This window comes from Halovulum sp. GXIMD14794 (genome assembly GCF_054457455.1).
The window spans coordinates 68903-85600 of record NZ_JBTLNF010000002.1 but is presented as its reverse complement, the minus strand read 5'-3'; the positions used below and the strand labels follow the sequence as shown (position 1 = coordinate 85600).

At 67.3% G+C, this 16698-nt stretch carries 21 protein-coding genes; 8 read left to right on the top strand and 13 right to left on the bottom strand.

Going from position 1 to position 16698, the window contains the following annotated elements:
* Positions 1 to 64: 64 nt before the first annotated feature.
* Together ACW9UR_RS01005 and ACW9UR_RS01000 are read left to right on the top strand one after the other, a co-directional pair.
* A complete protein-coding gene (locus tag ACW9UR_RS01005; protein ID WP_458915030.1) occupies positions 65 to 307 on the top strand; it encodes a hypothetical protein in 243 nt (80 codons plus the stop codon).
* Positions 308 to 639: 332 nt separating this feature from the next.
* Positions 640 to 1218, top strand: coding sequence for a thymidine kinase (locus tag ACW9UR_RS01000; protein ID WP_458915029.1), 579 nt, complete (start codon positions 640 to 642; stop codon positions 1216 to 1218).
* Here the strand turns inward: ACW9UR_RS01000 and ACW9UR_RS00995 are convergent.
* The 6 genes from ACW9UR_RS00995 to ACW9UR_RS00970 all read right to left on the bottom strand — a co-directional run bounded on the left by ACW9UR_RS00995 (position 1215) and on the right by ACW9UR_RS00970 (position 5186).
* The gene (locus tag ACW9UR_RS00995; RefSeq protein ID WP_458915028.1) at positions 1215 to 2177 is read right to left on the bottom strand and encodes a 2-hydroxyacid dehydrogenase; all 963 of its coding nucleotides are present in this window, start codon (positions 2175 to 2177) and stop codon (positions 1215 to 1217) included. The two genes, ACW9UR_RS01000 and ACW9UR_RS00995, sit on opposite strands and share 4 nt — an antisense overlap.
* The gene (locus ACW9UR_RS00990) at positions 2177 to 2515 is read right to left on the bottom strand and encodes a tRNA-binding protein (protein ID WP_458915027.1); all 339 of its coding nucleotides are present in this window, start codon (positions 2513 to 2515) and stop codon (positions 2177 to 2179) included. The genes ACW9UR_RS00995 and ACW9UR_RS00990 overlap by 1 nt, the downstream gene beginning before the upstream one ends.
* 93 nt (positions 2516 to 2608) lie before the next feature.
* Entirely contained in the window at positions 2609 to 3073 is a 465-nt protein-coding gene (locus tag ACW9UR_RS00985) for a phasin family protein (protein WP_458915026.1), read from the bottom strand.
* A 100-nt stretch (positions 3074 to 3173) separates the two neighbouring features.
* Entirely contained in the window at positions 3174 to 3998 is an 825-nt protein-coding gene (gene proC / locus ACW9UR_RS00980) for a pyrroline-5-carboxylate reductase (RefSeq protein WP_458915025.1), read from the bottom strand.
* 187 nt (positions 3999 to 4185) lie between these two features.
* Complete coding sequence (locus ACW9UR_RS00975; RefSeq protein ID WP_458915024.1) at positions 4186 to 4689, bottom strand: type III secretion system chaperone family protein; 504 nt, start codon at positions 4687 to 4689, stop codon at positions 4186 to 4188.
* A gap of 248 nt (positions 4690 to 4937) precedes the next feature.
* Positions 4938 to 5186 carry an accessory factor UbiK family protein gene (locus ACW9UR_RS00970; RefSeq protein ID WP_458915023.1) on the bottom strand — a complete coding sequence of 83 codons (249 nt, stop codon included), beginning with the start codon at positions 5184 to 5186 and terminating at the stop codon, positions 4938 to 4940.
* 121 nt (positions 5187 to 5307) lie between these two features.
* On the opposite strand from ACW9UR_RS00970, the gene lgt reads away from it, so the two are divergent.
* From lgt to pgeF, 3 genes are read left to right on the top strand one after another with little or no spacing between them, the layout of a single operon-like run.
* Positions 5308 to 6189 carry a prolipoprotein diacylglyceryl transferase gene (lgt, locus tag ACW9UR_RS00965; RefSeq protein ID WP_458915289.1) on the top strand — a complete coding sequence of 294 codons (882 nt, stop codon included), beginning with the start codon at positions 5308 to 5310 and terminating at the stop codon, positions 6187 to 6189.
* Positions 6186 to 7241, top strand: coding sequence for a class I SAM-dependent methyltransferase (locus tag ACW9UR_RS00960; RefSeq protein WP_458915022.1), 1056 nt, complete (start codon positions 6186 to 6188; stop codon positions 7239 to 7241). Before lgt ends, ACW9UR_RS00960 begins: the two co-directional genes overlap by 4 nt.
* Entirely contained in the window at positions 7241 to 7996 is a 756-nt protein-coding gene (gene pgeF / locus ACW9UR_RS00955; protein WP_458915021.1) for a peptidoglycan editing factor PgeF, read from the top strand. Before ACW9UR_RS00960 ends, pgeF begins: the two co-directional genes overlap by 1 nt.
* Before the next feature lie 160 nt (positions 7997 to 8156).
* Here the strand turns inward: pgeF and ACW9UR_RS00950 are convergent, their stop codons facing one another.
* Genes ACW9UR_RS00950 through ACW9UR_RS00940 form a run of 3 tightly spaced genes read right to left on the bottom strand, consistent with a single transcriptional unit; the run spans position 8157 to position 9936 of the window.
* Complete coding sequence (locus ACW9UR_RS00950; RefSeq protein ID WP_458915020.1) at positions 8157 to 9221, bottom strand: 5-(carboxyamino)imidazole ribonucleotide synthase; 1065 nt, start codon at positions 9219 to 9221, stop codon at positions 8157 to 8159.
* Positions 9214 to 9702 (bottom strand): 5-(carboxyamino)imidazole ribonucleotide mutase, encoded by a 489-nt coding sequence (purE, locus tag ACW9UR_RS00945; RefSeq protein WP_458915019.1) that lies wholly within the window; start codon positions 9700 to 9702, stop codon positions 9214 to 9216. Before purE ends, ACW9UR_RS00950 begins: the two co-directional genes overlap by 8 nt.
* A 15-nt stretch (positions 9703 to 9717) precedes the next feature.
* Positions 9718 to 9936: a YdcH family protein gene (locus ACW9UR_RS00940; RefSeq protein ID WP_458915018.1), complete on the bottom strand. Its 219-nt coding sequence runs from the start codon at positions 9934 to 9936 to the stop codon at positions 9718 to 9720.
* A gap of 131 nt (positions 9937 to 10067) precedes the next feature.
* Between ACW9UR_RS00940 and ACW9UR_RS00935 the strand changes: the two genes are divergently transcribed.
* Complete coding sequence (locus tag ACW9UR_RS00935) at positions 10068 to 10499, top strand: Hsp20 family protein (protein ID WP_458915017.1); 432 nt, start codon at positions 10068 to 10070, stop codon at positions 10497 to 10499.
* Between the two features lie 3 nt (positions 10500 to 10502).
* Entirely contained in the window at positions 10503 to 10730 is a 228-nt protein-coding gene (locus tag ACW9UR_RS00930) for a DUF1150 family protein (protein ID WP_458915016.1), read from the top strand.
* A 13-nt stretch (positions 10731 to 10743) separates the two neighbouring features.
* On the opposite strand, the gene ACW9UR_RS00925 is transcribed toward ACW9UR_RS00930, so the two are convergent.
* Positions 10744 to 12234, bottom strand: a complete 1491-nt coding sequence (locus ACW9UR_RS00925) for an SGNH/GDSL hydrolase family protein (protein ID WP_458915015.1) — start codon at positions 12232 to 12234, stop codon at positions 10744 to 10746.
* Between the two features lie 146 nt (positions 12235 to 12380).
* Between ACW9UR_RS00925 and ACW9UR_RS00920 the strand changes: the two genes are divergently transcribed.
* Entirely contained in the window at positions 12381 to 13655 is a 1275-nt protein-coding gene (locus ACW9UR_RS00920) for a 3-phosphoshikimate 1-carboxyvinyltransferase (RefSeq protein WP_458915014.1), read from the top strand.
* On the opposite strand, the gene ACW9UR_RS00915 is transcribed toward ACW9UR_RS00920, so the two are convergent.
* From ACW9UR_RS00915 to trxB, 3 genes are read right to left on the bottom strand one after another with little or no spacing between them, the layout of a single operon-like run.
* Positions 13652 to 15022, bottom strand: a complete 1371-nt coding sequence (locus tag ACW9UR_RS00915; protein ID WP_458915013.1) for a TrkH family potassium uptake protein — start codon at positions 15020 to 15022, stop codon at positions 13652 to 13654. The two genes, ACW9UR_RS00920 and ACW9UR_RS00915, sit on opposite strands and share 4 nt — an antisense overlap.
* Before the next feature lie 2 nt (positions 15023 to 15024).
* Positions 15025 to 15687, bottom strand: a complete 663-nt coding sequence (locus ACW9UR_RS00910; RefSeq protein ID WP_458915012.1) for a potassium channel family protein — start codon at positions 15685 to 15687, stop codon at positions 15025 to 15027.
* 26 nt (positions 15688 to 15713) lie between these two features.
* Complete coding sequence (trxB, locus tag ACW9UR_RS00905; protein WP_458915011.1) at positions 15714 to 16682, bottom strand: thioredoxin-disulfide reductase; 969 nt, start codon at positions 16680 to 16682, stop codon at positions 15714 to 15716.
* Positions 16683 to 16698: the final 16 nt, after the last annotated feature.

The window sequence follows — 16698 nt, the reverse complement described above, 5'->3', positions numbered from 1 at the left end:
TTATCCTGACCCCGGCGCCGGGGGGCTTGCGCGCCCCTCGCGCCCTTCAGAGGGGAGGACAACCATGAGACTTCCGATCACCGCCGCCGTACTGGCCCTTCTGGCAGGCCCCGCCCTGGCGTTCCAGTGCCCGGGCGACATGGCCGCCATCGACGCGGCGCTCGACGCCGGCACCGACCTGTCCGCCGAGGACCTGGCCCGCGTGCAGGACCTGCGGATGCAGGGCGAAGAGCAGCACACCGCAGGCGATCACGACGCCTCGGTCGCGACGCTCGCCGAGGCCAAGATGCTGCTGGGCATCGAGTAGGCGCGGCGCCTGCGGGGGCGTTTGGGGGCGTCCCCGCAGGCATTTACGAAGTTTTTACACTCTTTTCAGCATATATTTCATGGAGTTAAGGGGGTTTTCACGATGAAATCCCCGATTTTCACGCTGAAACCGGCGGGTCTGGCCCGCAGGCCACAGCCCCGGCGGAACCCCGCCCGGGGGCTTTCCCGCCCCGCCCCGCCGGGCTAGACCCGAAGGACAACAAACAGGAGCAGTCCCCCATGATCCGTATCGCCCTCGCCCTCGCGGCCCTTCTGACCCTCTCCGCCTGCGGCGTTCCCCTGGTCCCGCTGATCTGATCCAGACCCGCTTTCATGGCGAAGCTCTACTTCAACTATTCCACCATGAACGCGGGCAAGAGCACGGTCCTGCTCCAAGCCTCGTACAACTACAATGAACGGGGGATGCAGACCTATCTGCTGACGGCCGCCTTCGACCACCGCTCCGGAGAGGGACGCATCGCCAGCCGCATCGGCATCTCGGCCGAAGCGGACGGTTTCACCGCGCAAACGGATCTCTACCGGAAGATCGAGGATCGGCTGGCGCAGGGCCCGATCGCCTGCGTCCTGCTGGACGAGGCCCAGTGGCTCACCGAAGAGCAGGTCTGGCAACTCGCCCGCGCCGTCGACGATCTCGACGTCCCGGTGATGTGCTACGGCCTGCGGGTGGATTTCAGGGGGAAACTCTTCCCCGGCTCCGCCGCCCTGCTGGCCCTGGCCGACGAGATGCGCGAGGTTCGCACCATCTGCCACTGCGGGCGCAAGGCCACGATGGTCGTCCGCATGGGCCCCGACGGGAAGGCGCTGCGCGAGGGTCCGCAGATCCAGGTGGGCGGGAACGAGACCTATGTCTCGCTCTGCCGCCGCCACTGGCGCGAGGCGGTCGGGTCCTAGACCACCCGCGCCGGGTAGTCCTGCCCGCCGAAATGCGCCGCGATATTGTCCACCGCCAGCATGCCCATCGCCGTCCGCGTCTCGACCGTCGCCGAGCCGATATGCGGCAGCAAAGCGACGTTCGGCAATTCCAGTAGCGCCTGAGGCACCGTCGGCTCGGCTTCGAAAACGTCGAGCCCGGCGCCAGCGATCCTCCCGTCGCGCAGCGCCTCGATCAGCGCGGGCTCGTCCACCACGTCGCCGCGCGCGGTGTTGATCAGATGGGCGCCCGGCTTCATCAGCGCGATCCGCTCGGCCGAGATCACCCGCGCGTTCCCCGCGCCGCCCGGCAGGTGCAGCGAGATCACGTCCGCCTCGGCCATCACCGCGTCGATACTATCGCGGGCCTCGGCCTCCACCCCCGGATCGGCGACGGGGGAGCGGTTGAAGTAGATCACCTTCATCCCGAACCCGAGCGCCGCGCGCCGGGCGACCGCCTTGCCGATCCGGCCCATGCCAATGATGCCCAACACCTTGCCCTGAAGCGAGGCGCCCAGAAGCAGCGTCGGGCTGAAGCCCTGCCAGCGTCCCTCGCGCAGCAGAGCCTCGGATTCTGGCACCCGCCGGGTGACGTTCAGCATAAGCGTCAGCGCCACGTCCGCGGTCGCATCGGTCAGCACGCCGGGCGTATTGGTCACGACGACGCCCTCCGCCTTGGCGGCGTCCAGGTCGATGTTGTTCACCCCGACCGCGAAGTTCGCGACGATCCCCGCGCGGCGCTTGCCGCCCGCCGCGAGCACCGACGCGTCGAACAGGTCCGTCACCGTGCCCAGCACGGCGTCGGATTCCTGCATAGCCGAAATCAGTTGAGCAGGCGTAAACGGCACATCGTCCGGGTTCAGCCGCGCGTCGAATTCGGCGGCCAGGCGATCCTCGACAGCCTGAGGCAGGCGGCGGGTGACGGTGACAACGGGCGCCATCAGCACATCCGCTCGCCGGGCGCGACATCGTGGTCGGGGGCGATCAGGACGATATCCCCATTCTCGTCGGCGACGCCCAGCACCAGCACCTCGGAGCGGACGGGGCCGATCTGCCGGGGCGGAAAGTTGACGACGCCCATGACCATCCGGCCGGGCAGCGTTTCGGGGGAGTAGTGCGCCGTGATCTGGGCAGAGCTTTTCTTCTCGCCGATCTCGGGGCCGAAATCGATCCAGAGCTTGATCGCAGGTTTGCGGGCCTCGGGGAACGGCTCGGCGCGGGTCACGCGGCCGGCGCGGATATCCACGGCCAGGAAATCATCAAACGAAATCTCGGGCATCGCACCCCTCCCTTGCAGTCACCGGAAGGGCGTAACGCAAACGGCGCGCCGTGGCAAAGCCGGGCGCGCCGTGAAAGCCGTCTGAGGACAGGCTTACTTCTTGGTCTTCAGCGTGTCGGCCAGCGAGCGCAGCTCTTCGACCGATTCCTTCACGCGAGCCGAGACGATCTCGTAGGCCTCGGTATTGGCCTTCTGAGCAGTTTCGGCCAGCTCTTTCATGTTGGCGATGGCCTTCTCGAAAGCAGCCTTGGCGACCTCGCCCTGAGCGGCGGCGGTCTTGCTGTCCATCTTCAGTTCCATGTCCTGGATCTGCTTCTGGGCTTCCGAGATGGTTTCCTCGAAAATCGCCATCTGCTTCTTGAACAGGTCCTGGTAGCCGGCGGCAGCCGCCTTGTTGGCCTCGACCAGCGCGTCCATGTTCTTCTTCTGCGCGGCGAACAGCGCCTCGGTGTCGAAGTTCGGCAGTTTCACGTCGCTGAACGCGCGGGTGAAGTCGTTCTGCTTGAAGAATTCCATCATCTTGTCCGGGTCGAACCCGAAAGTCGTCTTGTCAGCCATGTGATCCTCCGGGGTTTGGCATGAGTTTCCGTGTTACTCCCTGCCATATTGTGCGCCGCACAATACTTTGCAAGAGGTGTTTTGTGCAGCGCACAAAAAATTATTCGGCGAGTTCCCGGCTGCGTCCGGCAGCCGCCGCCACCGTAGCACGGATCAGCGGCGGCAGGCCGTTTTCCTTGCCCATCAGTACCGACAGCCCGGCGGCGGTGGTCCCGTTCGGACTTGTCACGTTCTGGCGCAGCACATCCGGCGTCGGCGCGTCCGGCGCGGTGGCGAGCGCGCCTGCCCCCGCGACCGTGGCGCGGGCCAGCTGCAGGGCCAGGTCCGGTGCCAGCCCCTCGGCCTCGGCGGCGGCGGCCAGTGTCTCGATCATGTGGAAGACATAGGCGGGTCCGGAGCCCGAGACGCCTGTGACCGCGTGCATCTGATCCTCGTCATCGAGCCGGACCACTTCGCCCACGGTCGATAGGACCTGTTCGGTGAGCGCCAGGTGCGCGTCGGTCGCGGTGGCATTCCCGACAATGGCGGTGATACCACGGCCCACCGCGGCAGGCGTGTTCGGCATCGAGCGCACGATCGGCGTACCGGGACCGAAGGCCGCTTCGAAACGTGCGATGGGCGTGCCGGCGGCGATCGAAACGATCAGGGTTCGGCCCCCGCCCAGCGCCGCGACATCAGGCAGCGCCGCGTCCATCAACTGCGGTTTGACCGCGATCAGGCAAAGCGCCGGGGCCTCGGGAAGATCGCCGTTCAGGGTCAGCCCTTGCGCCGCAAGCTCTTCGAGCCGCGCGCCGGGCTTGGGATCCCGCACATGCACCGCCGAGGTCGGCAGACCCGCCGCGAGCCAGCCCTCGAGCAGGGCCGACCCCATGCGCCCGCATCCCAGCAGCAGGATGCCATTGCGGGAAAGTACGTCGAAATCCATCAGATCCCCCTTGAAACCTGCTTTCGCGGTTAGCGGCTGGCAGGGCGGCTCGTCAAGCTGAAGCGGAGAAGTAATAGGCCGGGCATGGGTGGGGACCATGCCCGGCCAGACAGGGTCGAACGGCTCGGGGGGGGGAGTGTTGGCGTTCGACCCGAAAAATTCGGGCCCGGCGAACCGGGCCGTTCCGTCACGCGCGGCCGTAAGCCTCGGTCATGGCGATGTTCAGCGCCTTCTCGGGCGTTTCATTGCTCCAGCAGACCATCTGGAAGGCCGGGAAGAACCGTTCCGAGGTGGTGACGGCGACGCGTACCATCTCGATGATCTGCTCGGCCGAGGCGGTGGCTCCGCCCGCCAGGATCAGACCGTAGCGCCAGACCATCAGCTTCTGCTCCGGCCAGAGAGTGAAGGCGCCTGCCCAGCACCGGTCGTTGGCCCGCTCCATCGTGGCGACCAGCGCGTCCATCTTCTCGACCGGCGGCTCCATGTCGAAAGCACAGATCAGGCGAAGCGTCTCGTCGTGGTTCGACCAGGCGAGCGTCAGCGAATAAGTTCGCCAGCTGCCCTCGATCGCCATGGCGATCTGGTCCTCCGCGACCCTGTCGAAGTCCCATTCGTGGTGCTCGGCGAGCGTTTCCACGATGTCGATCGGGTGAACGTCTTCGGAGAGGAAGTCATGTTCGACAATGCTCATGCCTCGGTCCCTCTGGCTGTGGCCTCCGGCGGAGCGAACCCCGCAAGGGGCTGTGGGGATGTCAACAGGTCGTTTGGGAGAGCCACCCGACCTACAACATATCGTGGCACAAAAATCGTGCCTGTAAAGATAAAAATAGTTACGCCGTCGTGACGTTTTTAAGGCAGGCCGGATTTCGGCGGGATCGTGCGCGAAAACGCGAACGCCCGGCCAGGGCCGGGCGCGACGTTCTTCCAGGGTAGTGCGACTCAGTTGCCGAGCTTGGTCTCAAGCGCTTCGATGCGGGCCTGAAGCGCGGCGTTCTCCTCGCGCGCCTTCTGGGCCATGGCGAGCACGGCGTCGAACTCCTCGCGGGTGACGAGGTCGCGGTCGGCAAGCCAGCGGTCCATCAAGCTGCGCACGGCGGTCTCGGCCTCTTCGCGCGCGCCCTGGGCGACGCCCATCGCATTGGTCATCAGCTGGCTGATGTCGTCGAATATCTTGTTGCGGGTCTGCATGGCTCCGCCCTTTTCGGTGAGGTTTCCTCAATAATGGGGTGCTCACGCGGGATTGCCAAGGCGGCGCTTGACTTCCAGCCTGCGGCACGGGATCACGCGGGCGACCGAGACGCGAGGTATCATGCTCTCCGCCCTGCCCTTTCCCGACATCGACCCGGCGATCTTCACCATCTCCCTTTTCGGGATGGAACTGTCGCTGCGCTGGTACGCTCTGGCCTATATCGTGGGGCTCGGCCTCGGATGGTGGCTGGTGGTGCGGCTCATGAAACGCCCGGCGCTCTGGGGCGGGACGCCGCCGATGACGCCGAAGCAGCCCGAGGATCTGCTGACCTGGATGGTGCTGGGCGTCATTCTGGGGGGCCGGCTGGGCTTCGTCTTCTTCTACCAGTGGGACTACTACAGCACCCGGATGGGCGAGATCTTCAAGGTCTGGGAAGGCGGCATGTCCTTCCACGGCGGGATGCTGGGCGTGTTCCTCGGAATCCTCGGCTACAGCCTGGTCAACAAGCTGCCGGCGGTGCGCGTGGGCGATGCGGTGGCCGCGGTCACGCCGGTCGGCCTGTTCTTCGGCCGCCTCGCGAACTTCATCAACGGCGAGCTCTGGGGCCGCCCGACTGACCTGCCCTGGGGCGTGATCTTCACCGACCCGGCTGCGCAGATCTGCCCGGACATCGCCGAAGTCTGCGCCCGTCACCCCAGCCAGCTCTACGAGGCGGCGCTCGAGGGTCTGCTGCTGGGCCTGGTGATCCTCTGGGGGGTGACCCGGCGCGGCTGGTTGCAGGTGCCGGGCAAGGTGATCGGCGTGTTCCTGCTGGGCTACGGCCTCGCCCGCACCTTCGTCGAGGGCTTCCGGCAGGCGGACGCCCAGTTCATCACGCAAGACAACCCGATGGGCCATGTCGTGCAGCTCGGCGAGTTTGGCCTTACCATGGGCCAGGTGCTGTCGCTGCCGATGGTCGCCGTAGGCCTGCTGGTCCTTCTGATCGCGCGTCGCCGGGCATGACACCGCTGGCTGAACGCCTCGCCCGGCGGATCCGCGCGCAGGGTCCGATGCGGATCGACGAGTTCATGGCCGCCTGCCTGACCGATCCCGAGCACGGCTATTACACCACCCGAGATCCGCTGGGCGCTGCCGGGGATTTCACCACCGCCCCCGAGATCAGCCAGATGTTCGGCGAGATGCTGGGCCTTTGGCTGGCGCAGGTCTGGCAGGACATGGGCGCGCCTTCGGCATTCACGCTGGCCGAGCTTGGCCCCGGTCGCGGCACGCTGATGGCCGACATGCTGCGCGCCGCGCGGCTGGCGCCCGGCTTCGCCGAGGCCGCGCAAATCCATCTGGTGGAGGCAAGCCCCGCGCTCCGCGACGCGCAGGCCACTGCCCTGCAAGGCCTCTCCGCAAACTGGCACGACAGCGCCGCGAGCCTGCCCGACGACCGCCCGCTGCTGCTGGTGGCGAACGAGTTTTTCGACGCCCTGCCGATCCGGCAGTTCCTGAAGACAGCCGACGGCTGGGCCGAGCGGATGATCGGCGCCGGCCCCGGCGGCCTGGCTTACGGCCTTGCGCCGCCGGTCGCGGACACGGAACTGGACCGCCGCTTCCCCGACCTCGCCGCTGACATGCTGGTCGAGACCTGCGCGCCCGGCGAGGCGCTGCTGCAATCCCTCGCCCCGGTGATCGCCCGGCACGGCGGCGTAGCGCTGGTGATCGACTACGGCGACTGGGACGGCACCGGCGACACGCTTCAGGCGATGAAGGCGCACCGGTACGCGCCCGTACTGGAAACTCCGGGCGAGGCCGACCTGACCGCCCATGTCGGTTTCCGCTGGATGGCCGAGGCCGCCGCGCCGCTGCAGGCCGCGCCGCTCGCCACGCAAGGCGCGTTCCTCGAACGCCTCGGGATCACCGCTCGCGCGCAGGCGCTGGCGCGGGGCGACAAGGCTTCCGAGATTGCCGCACAGCATCGCCGCTTGACCCACCCCGAACAGATGGGGACGCTCTTCAAGGTGCTGGCCCTGACCGCCCCGGGCCAGCCGCAACCTCCGGGATTTGCATGATGACACCGCAACCGCGCCCGCTTACCTCCGACCTGCTGGACGGCATCACCCACGGCTTCTTCACCCGCGAGGGCGGCGTCTCGGCGGGCATCCACCAGGGCCTGAACTGCGGCCCCGGCAGTCAAGACGACCCGAACGCGGTCGAGATCAACCGCCAGCGCGCCGTGGCGGCGCTTGGGGCCGAGACCCTGCTGACCCTGCACCAGGTCCATTCCGACATCGCGCTCGAAGCCGATCCCGGCTGGCAGGACCGCCCGCAGGCCGACGCGCTGGTGACGGACAGACCCGGCACGGTGATCGGCGTGCTCTCGGCGGACTGCGCGCCGGTGCTCTTTGCCGACCGGCAGGCAGGGGTGATAGGCGCCGCCCATGCGGGCTGGAAAGGCGCGTTCGGCGGGATCGTCGAAGCCACACTCGACCGTATGGAGAGCCTCGGCGCCGACCGCACGCGGATCACGGCGGCGGTCGGACCCTGCATCAGCCAGCGCGCCTACGAGGTCGGCCCCGAGTTCTTCGAGACCTTCACCGACGAGGACCCCGACCATCACCGGTTCTTCGTGCCCGGTGAGGGCGACCGGCTGCTGTTCGACCTGCCCGGTTTCGTGCTGCACCGGCTGCGCACGGCAGGCGTGGCCGAGGCGGAATGGATCGGTCGCTGCACCTATTCCGAACCCGAGCGCTTCTTCAGTTTCCGCCGCGCGACCCACGCGAAAGAGCCCGACTATGGCCGCCTGCTGTCCGCGATCAGGCTATGAAATCGGGGGATTTCATCGTGAAAACCCCCATAAGCCATTGATCTAAATCAGAAACAGAGTCTGAAGACTTCGTAAACGCCCCGAATTCGGGGCGCGGCCCCGCCTTCCACTTTCCCCGAAATATCCCCGCCGGAGGCCCCCGCCCGCCCCGCACGACCCGTCAGCCGCGCGGAGAGATCCGGTTGAGGTGCCCCATCTTGCGCCCCGGCCGGGCCTCGGCCTTGCCGTAGAGGTGCAACCCGGCATCGGCCACGCCGACCTGCCCGAAGACCTCGTCCCCGATCAGGTTGGTCATCACCACGTCGGAATGCCGCGAGCCGTCGCCCAGCGGCCAGCCGGCCACGGCGCGGATGTGCTGCTCGAACTGGTCGATCAGGCAACCGTTCTGCGTCCAGTGGCCCGAGTTGTGAACGCGCGGAGCGATCTCGTTCACCACGAGACCCGCAGGCGTCACGAACAGCTCGACGCCGATCACGCCGACATAGTCGAGCGCATTCAGGATCCGCCCTGCCAGCAGCACCGCGTCGGTCGCCAGCGCGTGGCTGATCTGCGCGGGCACGGTGGTGGTGTGCAGGATGCCGTCGCGGTGCACGTTCTCGCCCGGATCGAAACAGGCGATCTGCCCGTCGAGGGCACGGGTGCCGATGACGCTGATCTCGCGCTCGAACGCGACGAAGCCCTCCAGCACCGAGGGCGCGCCGTTCATCCCGGCCCAGGCCGTCGCGGCATCGTCGGCCGTCTTCAGCCGTGCCTGCCCCTTGCCGTCATAGCCGAAGCGGCGGGTCTTCAGGATCGAGGGCGCGCCGATCTGCGCGACGGCCGCCTCCATCCCGGCAGCGTCCTCGACATTCGCAAAGGGCGCGACAGACAGGCCCAGTTCGGACAGCCACGTCTTTTCCGTCAACCGGTCCTGGCTGACGGCGAGTGCCTGCCGGCCCGGCCGGATCGGCACTTGCGCCTCGATCGCGTCGAGCGCGGCGGTGGGGATGTTCTCGAACTCGTAGGTCACGACATCGACGGCGCCAGCAAAGGCACGCAGCGCATCGAGGTCGTCATAGCCCGCGACGGTATGCGCAGCGGCGACCTGCGCGGCGGGCGCGCCCGCATCCGGCTCGTAGATGTGGCACTTCAGGCCAAGGCGCGCTGCCGCAAGCGAGAGCATCCGGCCCAGCTGGCCGCCGCCGAGAATGCCGACGGTCGAACCGGGGGCAAGGGGCTCAGTCACGCGTCGGTTCCTCGGCGATGCTGTCGGTCTGGGCCGCGCGCCAGGCGTCCAGCCGCTCGGCCAGCGCGGGATCGGTGGTCGCCAGCATCGCGGCGGCCAGCAGGCCCGCATTCGCGGCGCCGGCCTCGCCGATGGCGAGCGTGCCGACCGGGATCCCCTTGGGCATCTGCACGATCGACAACAGCGAATCGAGCCCGGACAGCGCGCGGGACTGCACCGGCACGCCAAGGATCGGCACGCGGGTCTTCGAGGCCAGCATCCCCGGCAGGTGCGCTGCCCCGCCCGCGCCGGCGATGATCGCACGCAGGCCCCGGCCCGCCGCCGTCTCGGCATAGGCGAACATCCGGTCGGGCGTGCGGTGCGCCGAGACGATCTTCGCCTCCCACGGCACTTCGAGCGCATCGAGGATGTCGGCGGCGGTCTTCATGGTGGGCCAGTCGGACTGGCTGCCCATGACGATACCGATGAGGGGGCTGCTCATGGGTGCTGAGTTCCTTCAGGCGATGATGTCGGGGGTGATCTCGTCCTCGAGCCGGGCGATCTGGTCCTTCAGCGACAACTTGCGCTTCTTCATCCGGCGCAGGGTCAGCATGTCGGCGCTGGCGCGTTCTTCCATCGCGCGGATCGCCTCGTCGAGGTCGCGGTGTTCCTCGCGCAGGACGCCGAGCTTCGAGCGCAGGATGTCGAGGCGCTCCATCTTGTCGGCATGGGTCATGGCGGGGTCACAGTCTTTCCCGGAGGGTTGAAACCCTTGTCTTATGCCCCTGCACTCCCCATGTTTTCAAGTGGCCGGGCCGCCGAAATCGGGACCCGTCCACGGGTGTCGCTTGGAAAAGGGCCGAATTGATGACCAAGGCAAGTTTTGCCTCTCATCCCTACCTGCTGGGGTTCGAGCAGCTCGAGCGGATGCTGGAACGCAGTGCCAAGACTGGCAACGACGGCTATCCGCCCTACAATATCGAAAGCAGAGGCGAAGGCGTCTACCGGATCACCCTGGCGGTGGCCGGGTTCGCCGAGGACGATCTGCAGATCACGCTGGAGAATGCCCAGCTGCTGATCCGCGGCAAGCAGGAGGATGACGCGGACAGCCGCGTGTTCCTGCATCGCGGGATCGCGGCGCGCCAGTTCCAGCGCCAGTTCGTGCTGGCCGACGGGGTCGAGGTCGCCGGCGCGCACCTTGAGAACGGACTGCTGCACATCGACCTGCAGAAACACGTGCCCGAGAGCATCGTCCAGCGTATCGAGATCGGCACATCAAAAGGACGGAAAGAGAGGTAGGAGATGGCGAATTACCCCTACATGACGCCAGGCGACGAGTCCCAGATCGCCTATGTCCGCCGCGTCGACCCTCGCACGCTGCCCGAGGAATTCCGGGAGCACACCAAGGGCATGACCGAGGTCTATTCGATCAACGGCGCCGACGGCCAGATGCTGGCCCTTGTCGACGATCGCAAGAAGGCGTTCGTCGTGGCCCGCATGAACGAGATGCAGCCGGTCAGCGTTCACTGACCGGCGGTTTCGCTCAGACGAAGCCCCAGTAATCTGCATCCTCGAACCCGGCGGAGCGCGCGATGTCCGAAAGCGCGCTTCGCGTCTCGAAAAGTTCGATGTTCTCGATATTCCGCAAGGTGAGACCCAGCTTCTGCTGCAGGGCTGCCTCGGTATCCACCGCGTTCGCCACCCCGTCGTAGGTGTCCTCTGAGAGGACCACGTAGACTGTATCCGTCCCGGCCTTGCCGTCGTAGAGATCCTCTCCGCCCTTGCCGCCAAGCAGCGCCGGGTCGGTGTAAAACATCAGGTCGTTTCCGCCGCCCCCGAAAACCATGTCGTCCCCGCGCCCGCCTATCAGCAGATCGTTCCCCGCACCGCCGCGCAGAACATCGGCTGACCGGCCGCCGGCGATGATGTCCGCACCGCCCTCGCCAAGGATCGTGTCGGCACCGGAGCCGCCGCTCAGGATGTCGCCCTTCGTGCCGCCCCTCAGGTTGTCGCCACCGAGGCCTCCGAAAACGAGATCCCGCCCGCCGTTCGTGTCGATCGTGTCGGCCCCGTGCCCAGCCAGCACGAAATCGCGGCTTGCGCCGTAGGCCTTCGTGTCATTGCCACCGCCGAGGAACCGCTGGGTGTCGAGCTCCAGCGTGGCCTCGGTGAAGATCGCGATAAGGCCGTGGAAGGCGGCCGAAGGGTGCAGGTCGTCGAAGAACAGAAACTGGTCCGCGTCGAGCCCCTGCAGGTCGAGGCCGATATCGAGCGGATTGTCGGGGTCGATCACCACCATGAATCCCGCGGGATCGGCGAGAAAGCCGAAGGCGGTCGGATCGTCCAGCACCTCCGAGGCGAGCCGATTCAGGTCGATGATTTCGACCGGCGTGTCGCGCAGCGCCCCTCGCGATGCAAATTCGTCCAATACCGCGTCATTTATCCGGTCGACGACGTCGTTGCCCAGATCCCGGATATCGGCGCTGACCTGCTGGCTGACCGGGAACAACGAGACCTCCGGCAGGGTGTAGTGGAGGATCGTGTCGATCCCCGCGCGCGCCAGATCGGACGCGGCGTCGCCCACCGCGTCGGCCATGTCGTCGACGAAGCTCCGGATCTCGAAGAACGCGAGGATCGGGTTGCTCGACGGTCGGAAGTCCGCGAGGTCGTTCGCGCCGATGAGGATCGCGGCGGCGGTATCGGACAGGTCCCCGGCGCCGTCGAGGAACCGGTCCACCTGCGCACCGAGGTTGATGTTGTAGTCCGCAAGGAAGTCGGGCAGCTCGACCCCGAAAGTATCCAGAAGCTCCGCCACCGTTCCGTCTCCGATCGCCCTCGCCCCGGCGATGGCGAGATTGAGCCCGCCGAGCCCGGTAAGCCGCAGCAGCAGTTCGGCATGGACCGGGCCGTCGCTCAGCATGCCCGCGTGGTAGGGCGGCGGCGGAAGCGTGACCGGAGGCACGCTGACAAGTGACGAGAGATTGCCGTTGTCGGTAAGGCTGTCGCCGAAATAGGCAATGGTGGAATAGGTCATCGCACCCCCCGAGATACCTGTTACACACCCGTCCGATCATACCACAGCCGACGATTCGCCCCCTGACGCGGACGTTCGCACGGGTTGAGCCTTGCACCGGGCGGCGGAATTCTGTTGGTAGCTGGAAACGGCACGGGGACAGGAACGTGACAGATCTCAGCGACATCCACGCGCTCGACGCGTTGACCGTGATCCCGGTGGACGGACCGATCCGGGGACAGGCGAGCCCTCCGGGGTCGAAGTCGATCACCAACCGGGCGCTGCTGCTGGCGGCGCTGGCGCCGGGGACGAGCCACGTGACCGGGGCGCTGAAGAGCCTCGACACGACGCTGATGGCGCGCGCCCTGCGGCAGTTGGGCGTCGAGGTGACGGAGCCCGATGACACCACTTTCGTCGTCGTTTCGGAGGGGCGGCTGACACCGCCTGCGGAGCCGCTGTTCCTGGGCAATGCCGGGACCGCGATGCGGTTTCTGACCGCCGCCGTGACGCTGGCGGACGGGACCGTCGTGGTGGACGGCGACGAGCACATGCGCAAGCGGCCCATAGGGCCTCTGGTCAGTGCTTTGGGATCGCTGGGCGTGGAGGTCGAGGACACCGGCGGCTGCCCCCCGGTGACGGTTCACGCTGGCGGCGGCGTTCCGGGCGGGCGGATAGAGATCGATGGCGGGCTGTCGAGCCAGTATGTCTCGGCGCTGCTGATGCTGGCGCCGAGGGCTCAGGGGCCGGTGGAGGTTGCCCTGACCGGGCCGAAGATTGGTGCGCGCGGCTATGTCGAGCTGACGCTCGCCGCAATGCGGCAGTTCGGGGCCGAGGTCGAAGCCACCGGCGAAGGTGCCTGGCGCGTGGCGCCGACCGGCTACCATGCCGCCGAGTTCCGGGTGGAACCCGATGCCTCGGCCGCGACGTACCTCTGGGGCGCGCAGGCGCTGACCGGGGGCGCGATCGACCTGGGCGTTTCGGACGACGCGTTCACCCAGCCCGACGCCCGGGCGCGCGAGGTGATCGCGCAGTTCCCGAACCTGCCCGAGGAGATCGAGGGCAGTCAGATGCAGGACGCGATCCCGACGATCGCCGTGCTGGCGGCGTTCAACAACCGCCCCGTCCGCTTCACCGGCATCGCCAACCTGCGGGTCAAGGAGTGCGACCGGGTCTCGGCCCTGTCGACCGAGCTGAACCGGATTCGTCCGGGCCTTGCGCGGGAAGAGGGCGACGATCTGATCGTGAACGCCGACCCTTCGCTGGCGGGGCAGACCTTGCCGACACGGATCGAGACCTATGCCGACCACCGCATCGCCATGAGCTTCGCGTTGGCGGGGCTGAAGATCGGCGGGATCACGATCCTCGATCCGGCGTGCACCGGCAAGACCTGGCCCGAGTACTGGCAGGTGATGTCGGAGCTGGGCGTGCGCTTCGAGGCCTAGCCGAGGAACACCTGCTCGCGCGGGTAGCGGACGCGGGGCGGCATGCGCATCGACAGCATGAAACCCAGTGTCAGCGGTCCGACGCGGCCCATGAACATCAGCGCCATGATGACGGTGCGGCCCAGCGCGTCCAGGTCGCCCGTCGCCCCGCGCGAGAGACCGGTGGTGCCGAAGGCCGAGGCCGCCTCGAAGGCCATGTCGAGAAACTCTCCGTCATGGGACAGTGACATGACGAAGATCGCCGTGGTCACCGAAAGGCCCGAGATCGTCACCAGCGCCATCACCTTGAGCACCTGGTCGAGCGGGATCGAGCGACCGAACGCGTCCAGTTCCTCACGGCGGCGGAAGAAGGCGAGCGTCGCCAGAAGCAGCACGATGAAGGTCGTGATCTTGATGCCGCCCGCCGTCGAGGTCGAACCGCCGCCGATCATCATCAGCACCATGACCAGCAGCGCCGTGCTGTCGTGGGTCGCGCCGATATCGACCGTGTTGAACCCCGCCGTGCGTGTCGTCGCCGCCTGGAACCAGGCCGCCTGAAGCCGCGCCCACGTGCTGTCGAGCGCGCCCAGCGTACCCGGATTGCGCCATTCGAGCAGAGCGAAGAGCAGGGTCGAAACGGCCAGCAGCCCTCCGGTGCCGGCCAACGTCAGCTTGGAGTGCAGCGACAGGCGTTGCCAGCGGCGGATGCTCCAGAGTTCCGAGATCACCGCGAAGCCGATGCCTCCGACGATGAACAGCGCCGGGACCACCAGGTTCACCAGCGGATCGTCCACCCAGCCGGAAAGCCCGTCGGCCCAGAGCGCGAACCCCGCATTGTTAAAGGCCGAGATCGAATGAAAGAGCGCCGCCCAGAGGCCCGCGTTCCAGCCAAGTTCGGGCACGAAGACGAAGGCCAGCAGCGCCGCACCCGCCACCTCGGCAAGGATCACGACGCGCAGGATCATCTTTACGAACAGCGCGAGGTCGGAGAGCGAGGTTCGGTTGAGGTCCTCGCGCAGGACCATGCTCTGCGACAGGCCGATAGGCAGGCCCAGCGCCGACAGCACCATGACCGCGAAGACCATCAGCCCGAGGCCTCCGAGCTGGATGAGCGCCATGATCACGCCCTGACCCAGCGCGGTGAAGGCGGTGCCGGTGTCGACCACCACCAGCCCCGTCACCGTCACGGCGGAGCAGGCGGTGAAGAGCGCGTCGCCCCATGACAGCGGCTGCGTGTGCGCGGCCGGAAGCTTCAGCGCCAGCGCCCCCAGCACGATCAGCCCGGCGTAGAGCAGCGCCAGCACCGCCGGCGGTGGCAGGCCGAAGACGCCCTTGCCCCCCACGCGCGCGACCCGGCGCCGCGGCCGTTTCAGCAGCGGCCGCGCCATGATCAGATGCTGTCCGCGAAGCGCCGCAGGTCGGCGCGTTTGCCGAGCAGCAGCAGCCGGTCGTCGCATTTCAGGGTGCGGTTGACGAACTGGCCGTCGAAATGCTCGGTCCCGCGCATCAATCCTATGGCGCGGACGTCAAAACGCTCGGGCAGCTTCAGTTCCGATAGGGTGCGCCCGGCCAGACGCTCGGGGACCAGCACATTGACCAGGTTGTAGCCATTCCCGAGGCTGACGTAGTCGCGGATCATCGGGTTGTTCAGAACCTGCGCGATCCGCTGGCCGATCTCCTGCTCGGGGTGAATCACCCGGTCGACGCCCAGCTTCGACAGGATCCGGTGATGGGTGCGGCTCATCGCCTTGGCCCAGATCGTCTCGACCCCCAGCATGCGCGCATTCATCGCGCACAGGATGTTCGCCTCGAGGTCCTCGCCGATGGCGACGATGGCGACGTCGTAATGCTCCAGCCCGGCCTCGCGCAGGGCGTTCTCGTCCTTGCCGTCGGCGATCAGCACCTGCGCAAGCGAATCCGCGAAGCGGCCGGCAACGGGTTCCGCGATATCGATGCCGAGCACCCGGTTGCCGAACCGCGCAAGCTCCGTTGCCACGGTGCCGCCGAAGGTGCCGAGCCCGATCACCGCGAAACTGCGGGTCTTGTCCGCCATGATGTCAGTCCTCGTTGCGGACGGCCCTACTCGGCCGCCTGCACCTCTTCGGCCTGTTCCTCGGCAGCCAGGAACCGCTCGGCGTCGAGCGCGGCCATGCAGCCCATGCCGGCCGAGGTCACCGCCTGCCGGTAGACGTGGTCGGTCAGGTCGCCCGCGGCGAAGACGCCGGGGATCGAGGTACGGGTGCTGCCCGGCTCGACCTTGACGTAACCGCCCATGTGCGTCTCGAGCTGGTCCTTCACCAGTTCCGAGGCGGGCGCGTGGCCGATGGCGACGAAGACGCCCTTGGCCGGGATCTCGGTGATTTCGCCGGTCTCGACATGGCGAACGCGAACCGCCTCCACGCCCAGCGGCATGTCGGTGCCGACAACTTCGTCCAGTTCGTGGAACCAGAGGGTCTCGATCTTCTCGTTCTTGAACAGCCTGTCCTGCAGGATCTTCTCGGCGCGCAGCTCGTCGCGGCGGTGAATCAGCGTGACCTTGCTGGCGAAGTTGGTCAGGAACAGGGCTTCCTCGACGGCGGTGTTGCCGCCGCCGATCACGACGATCTCCTGCCCGCGGTAGAAGAACCCGTCGCAGGTGGCGCAGGCCGAGACGCCGAAGCCCTTGAACTTCTCTTCCGAGGGCAGGCCCAGCCATTTCGCCTTGGCGCCGGTCGCCAGGATCACCGCATCCGCCGTGTAGACCGTGCCGCTGTCGCTCTGCGCGGTAAACGGGCGCTGGGACAGGTCCAGCGAGCTGATGAAGTCGTGAATGATCTCGGTGCCCATGGCGCGGGCGTGAGCCTCCATCCGCTGCATCAGCTCGGGGCCCTGCACCTCGGTGTCGCCGGGCCAGTTCTCGACCTCGGTGGTGGTGGTCAGCTGGCCGCCGGGCTCGATGCCCTGGATCAGCAGCGGCTCCAGCATGGCGCGGGCGCCGTACACGGCGGCGGTATAGCCGGCGGGGCCGGAACCGATGATCAGCAGGCGGGTGTGGCGGGTCTCGGACATCTGGGGCTCCTCATCG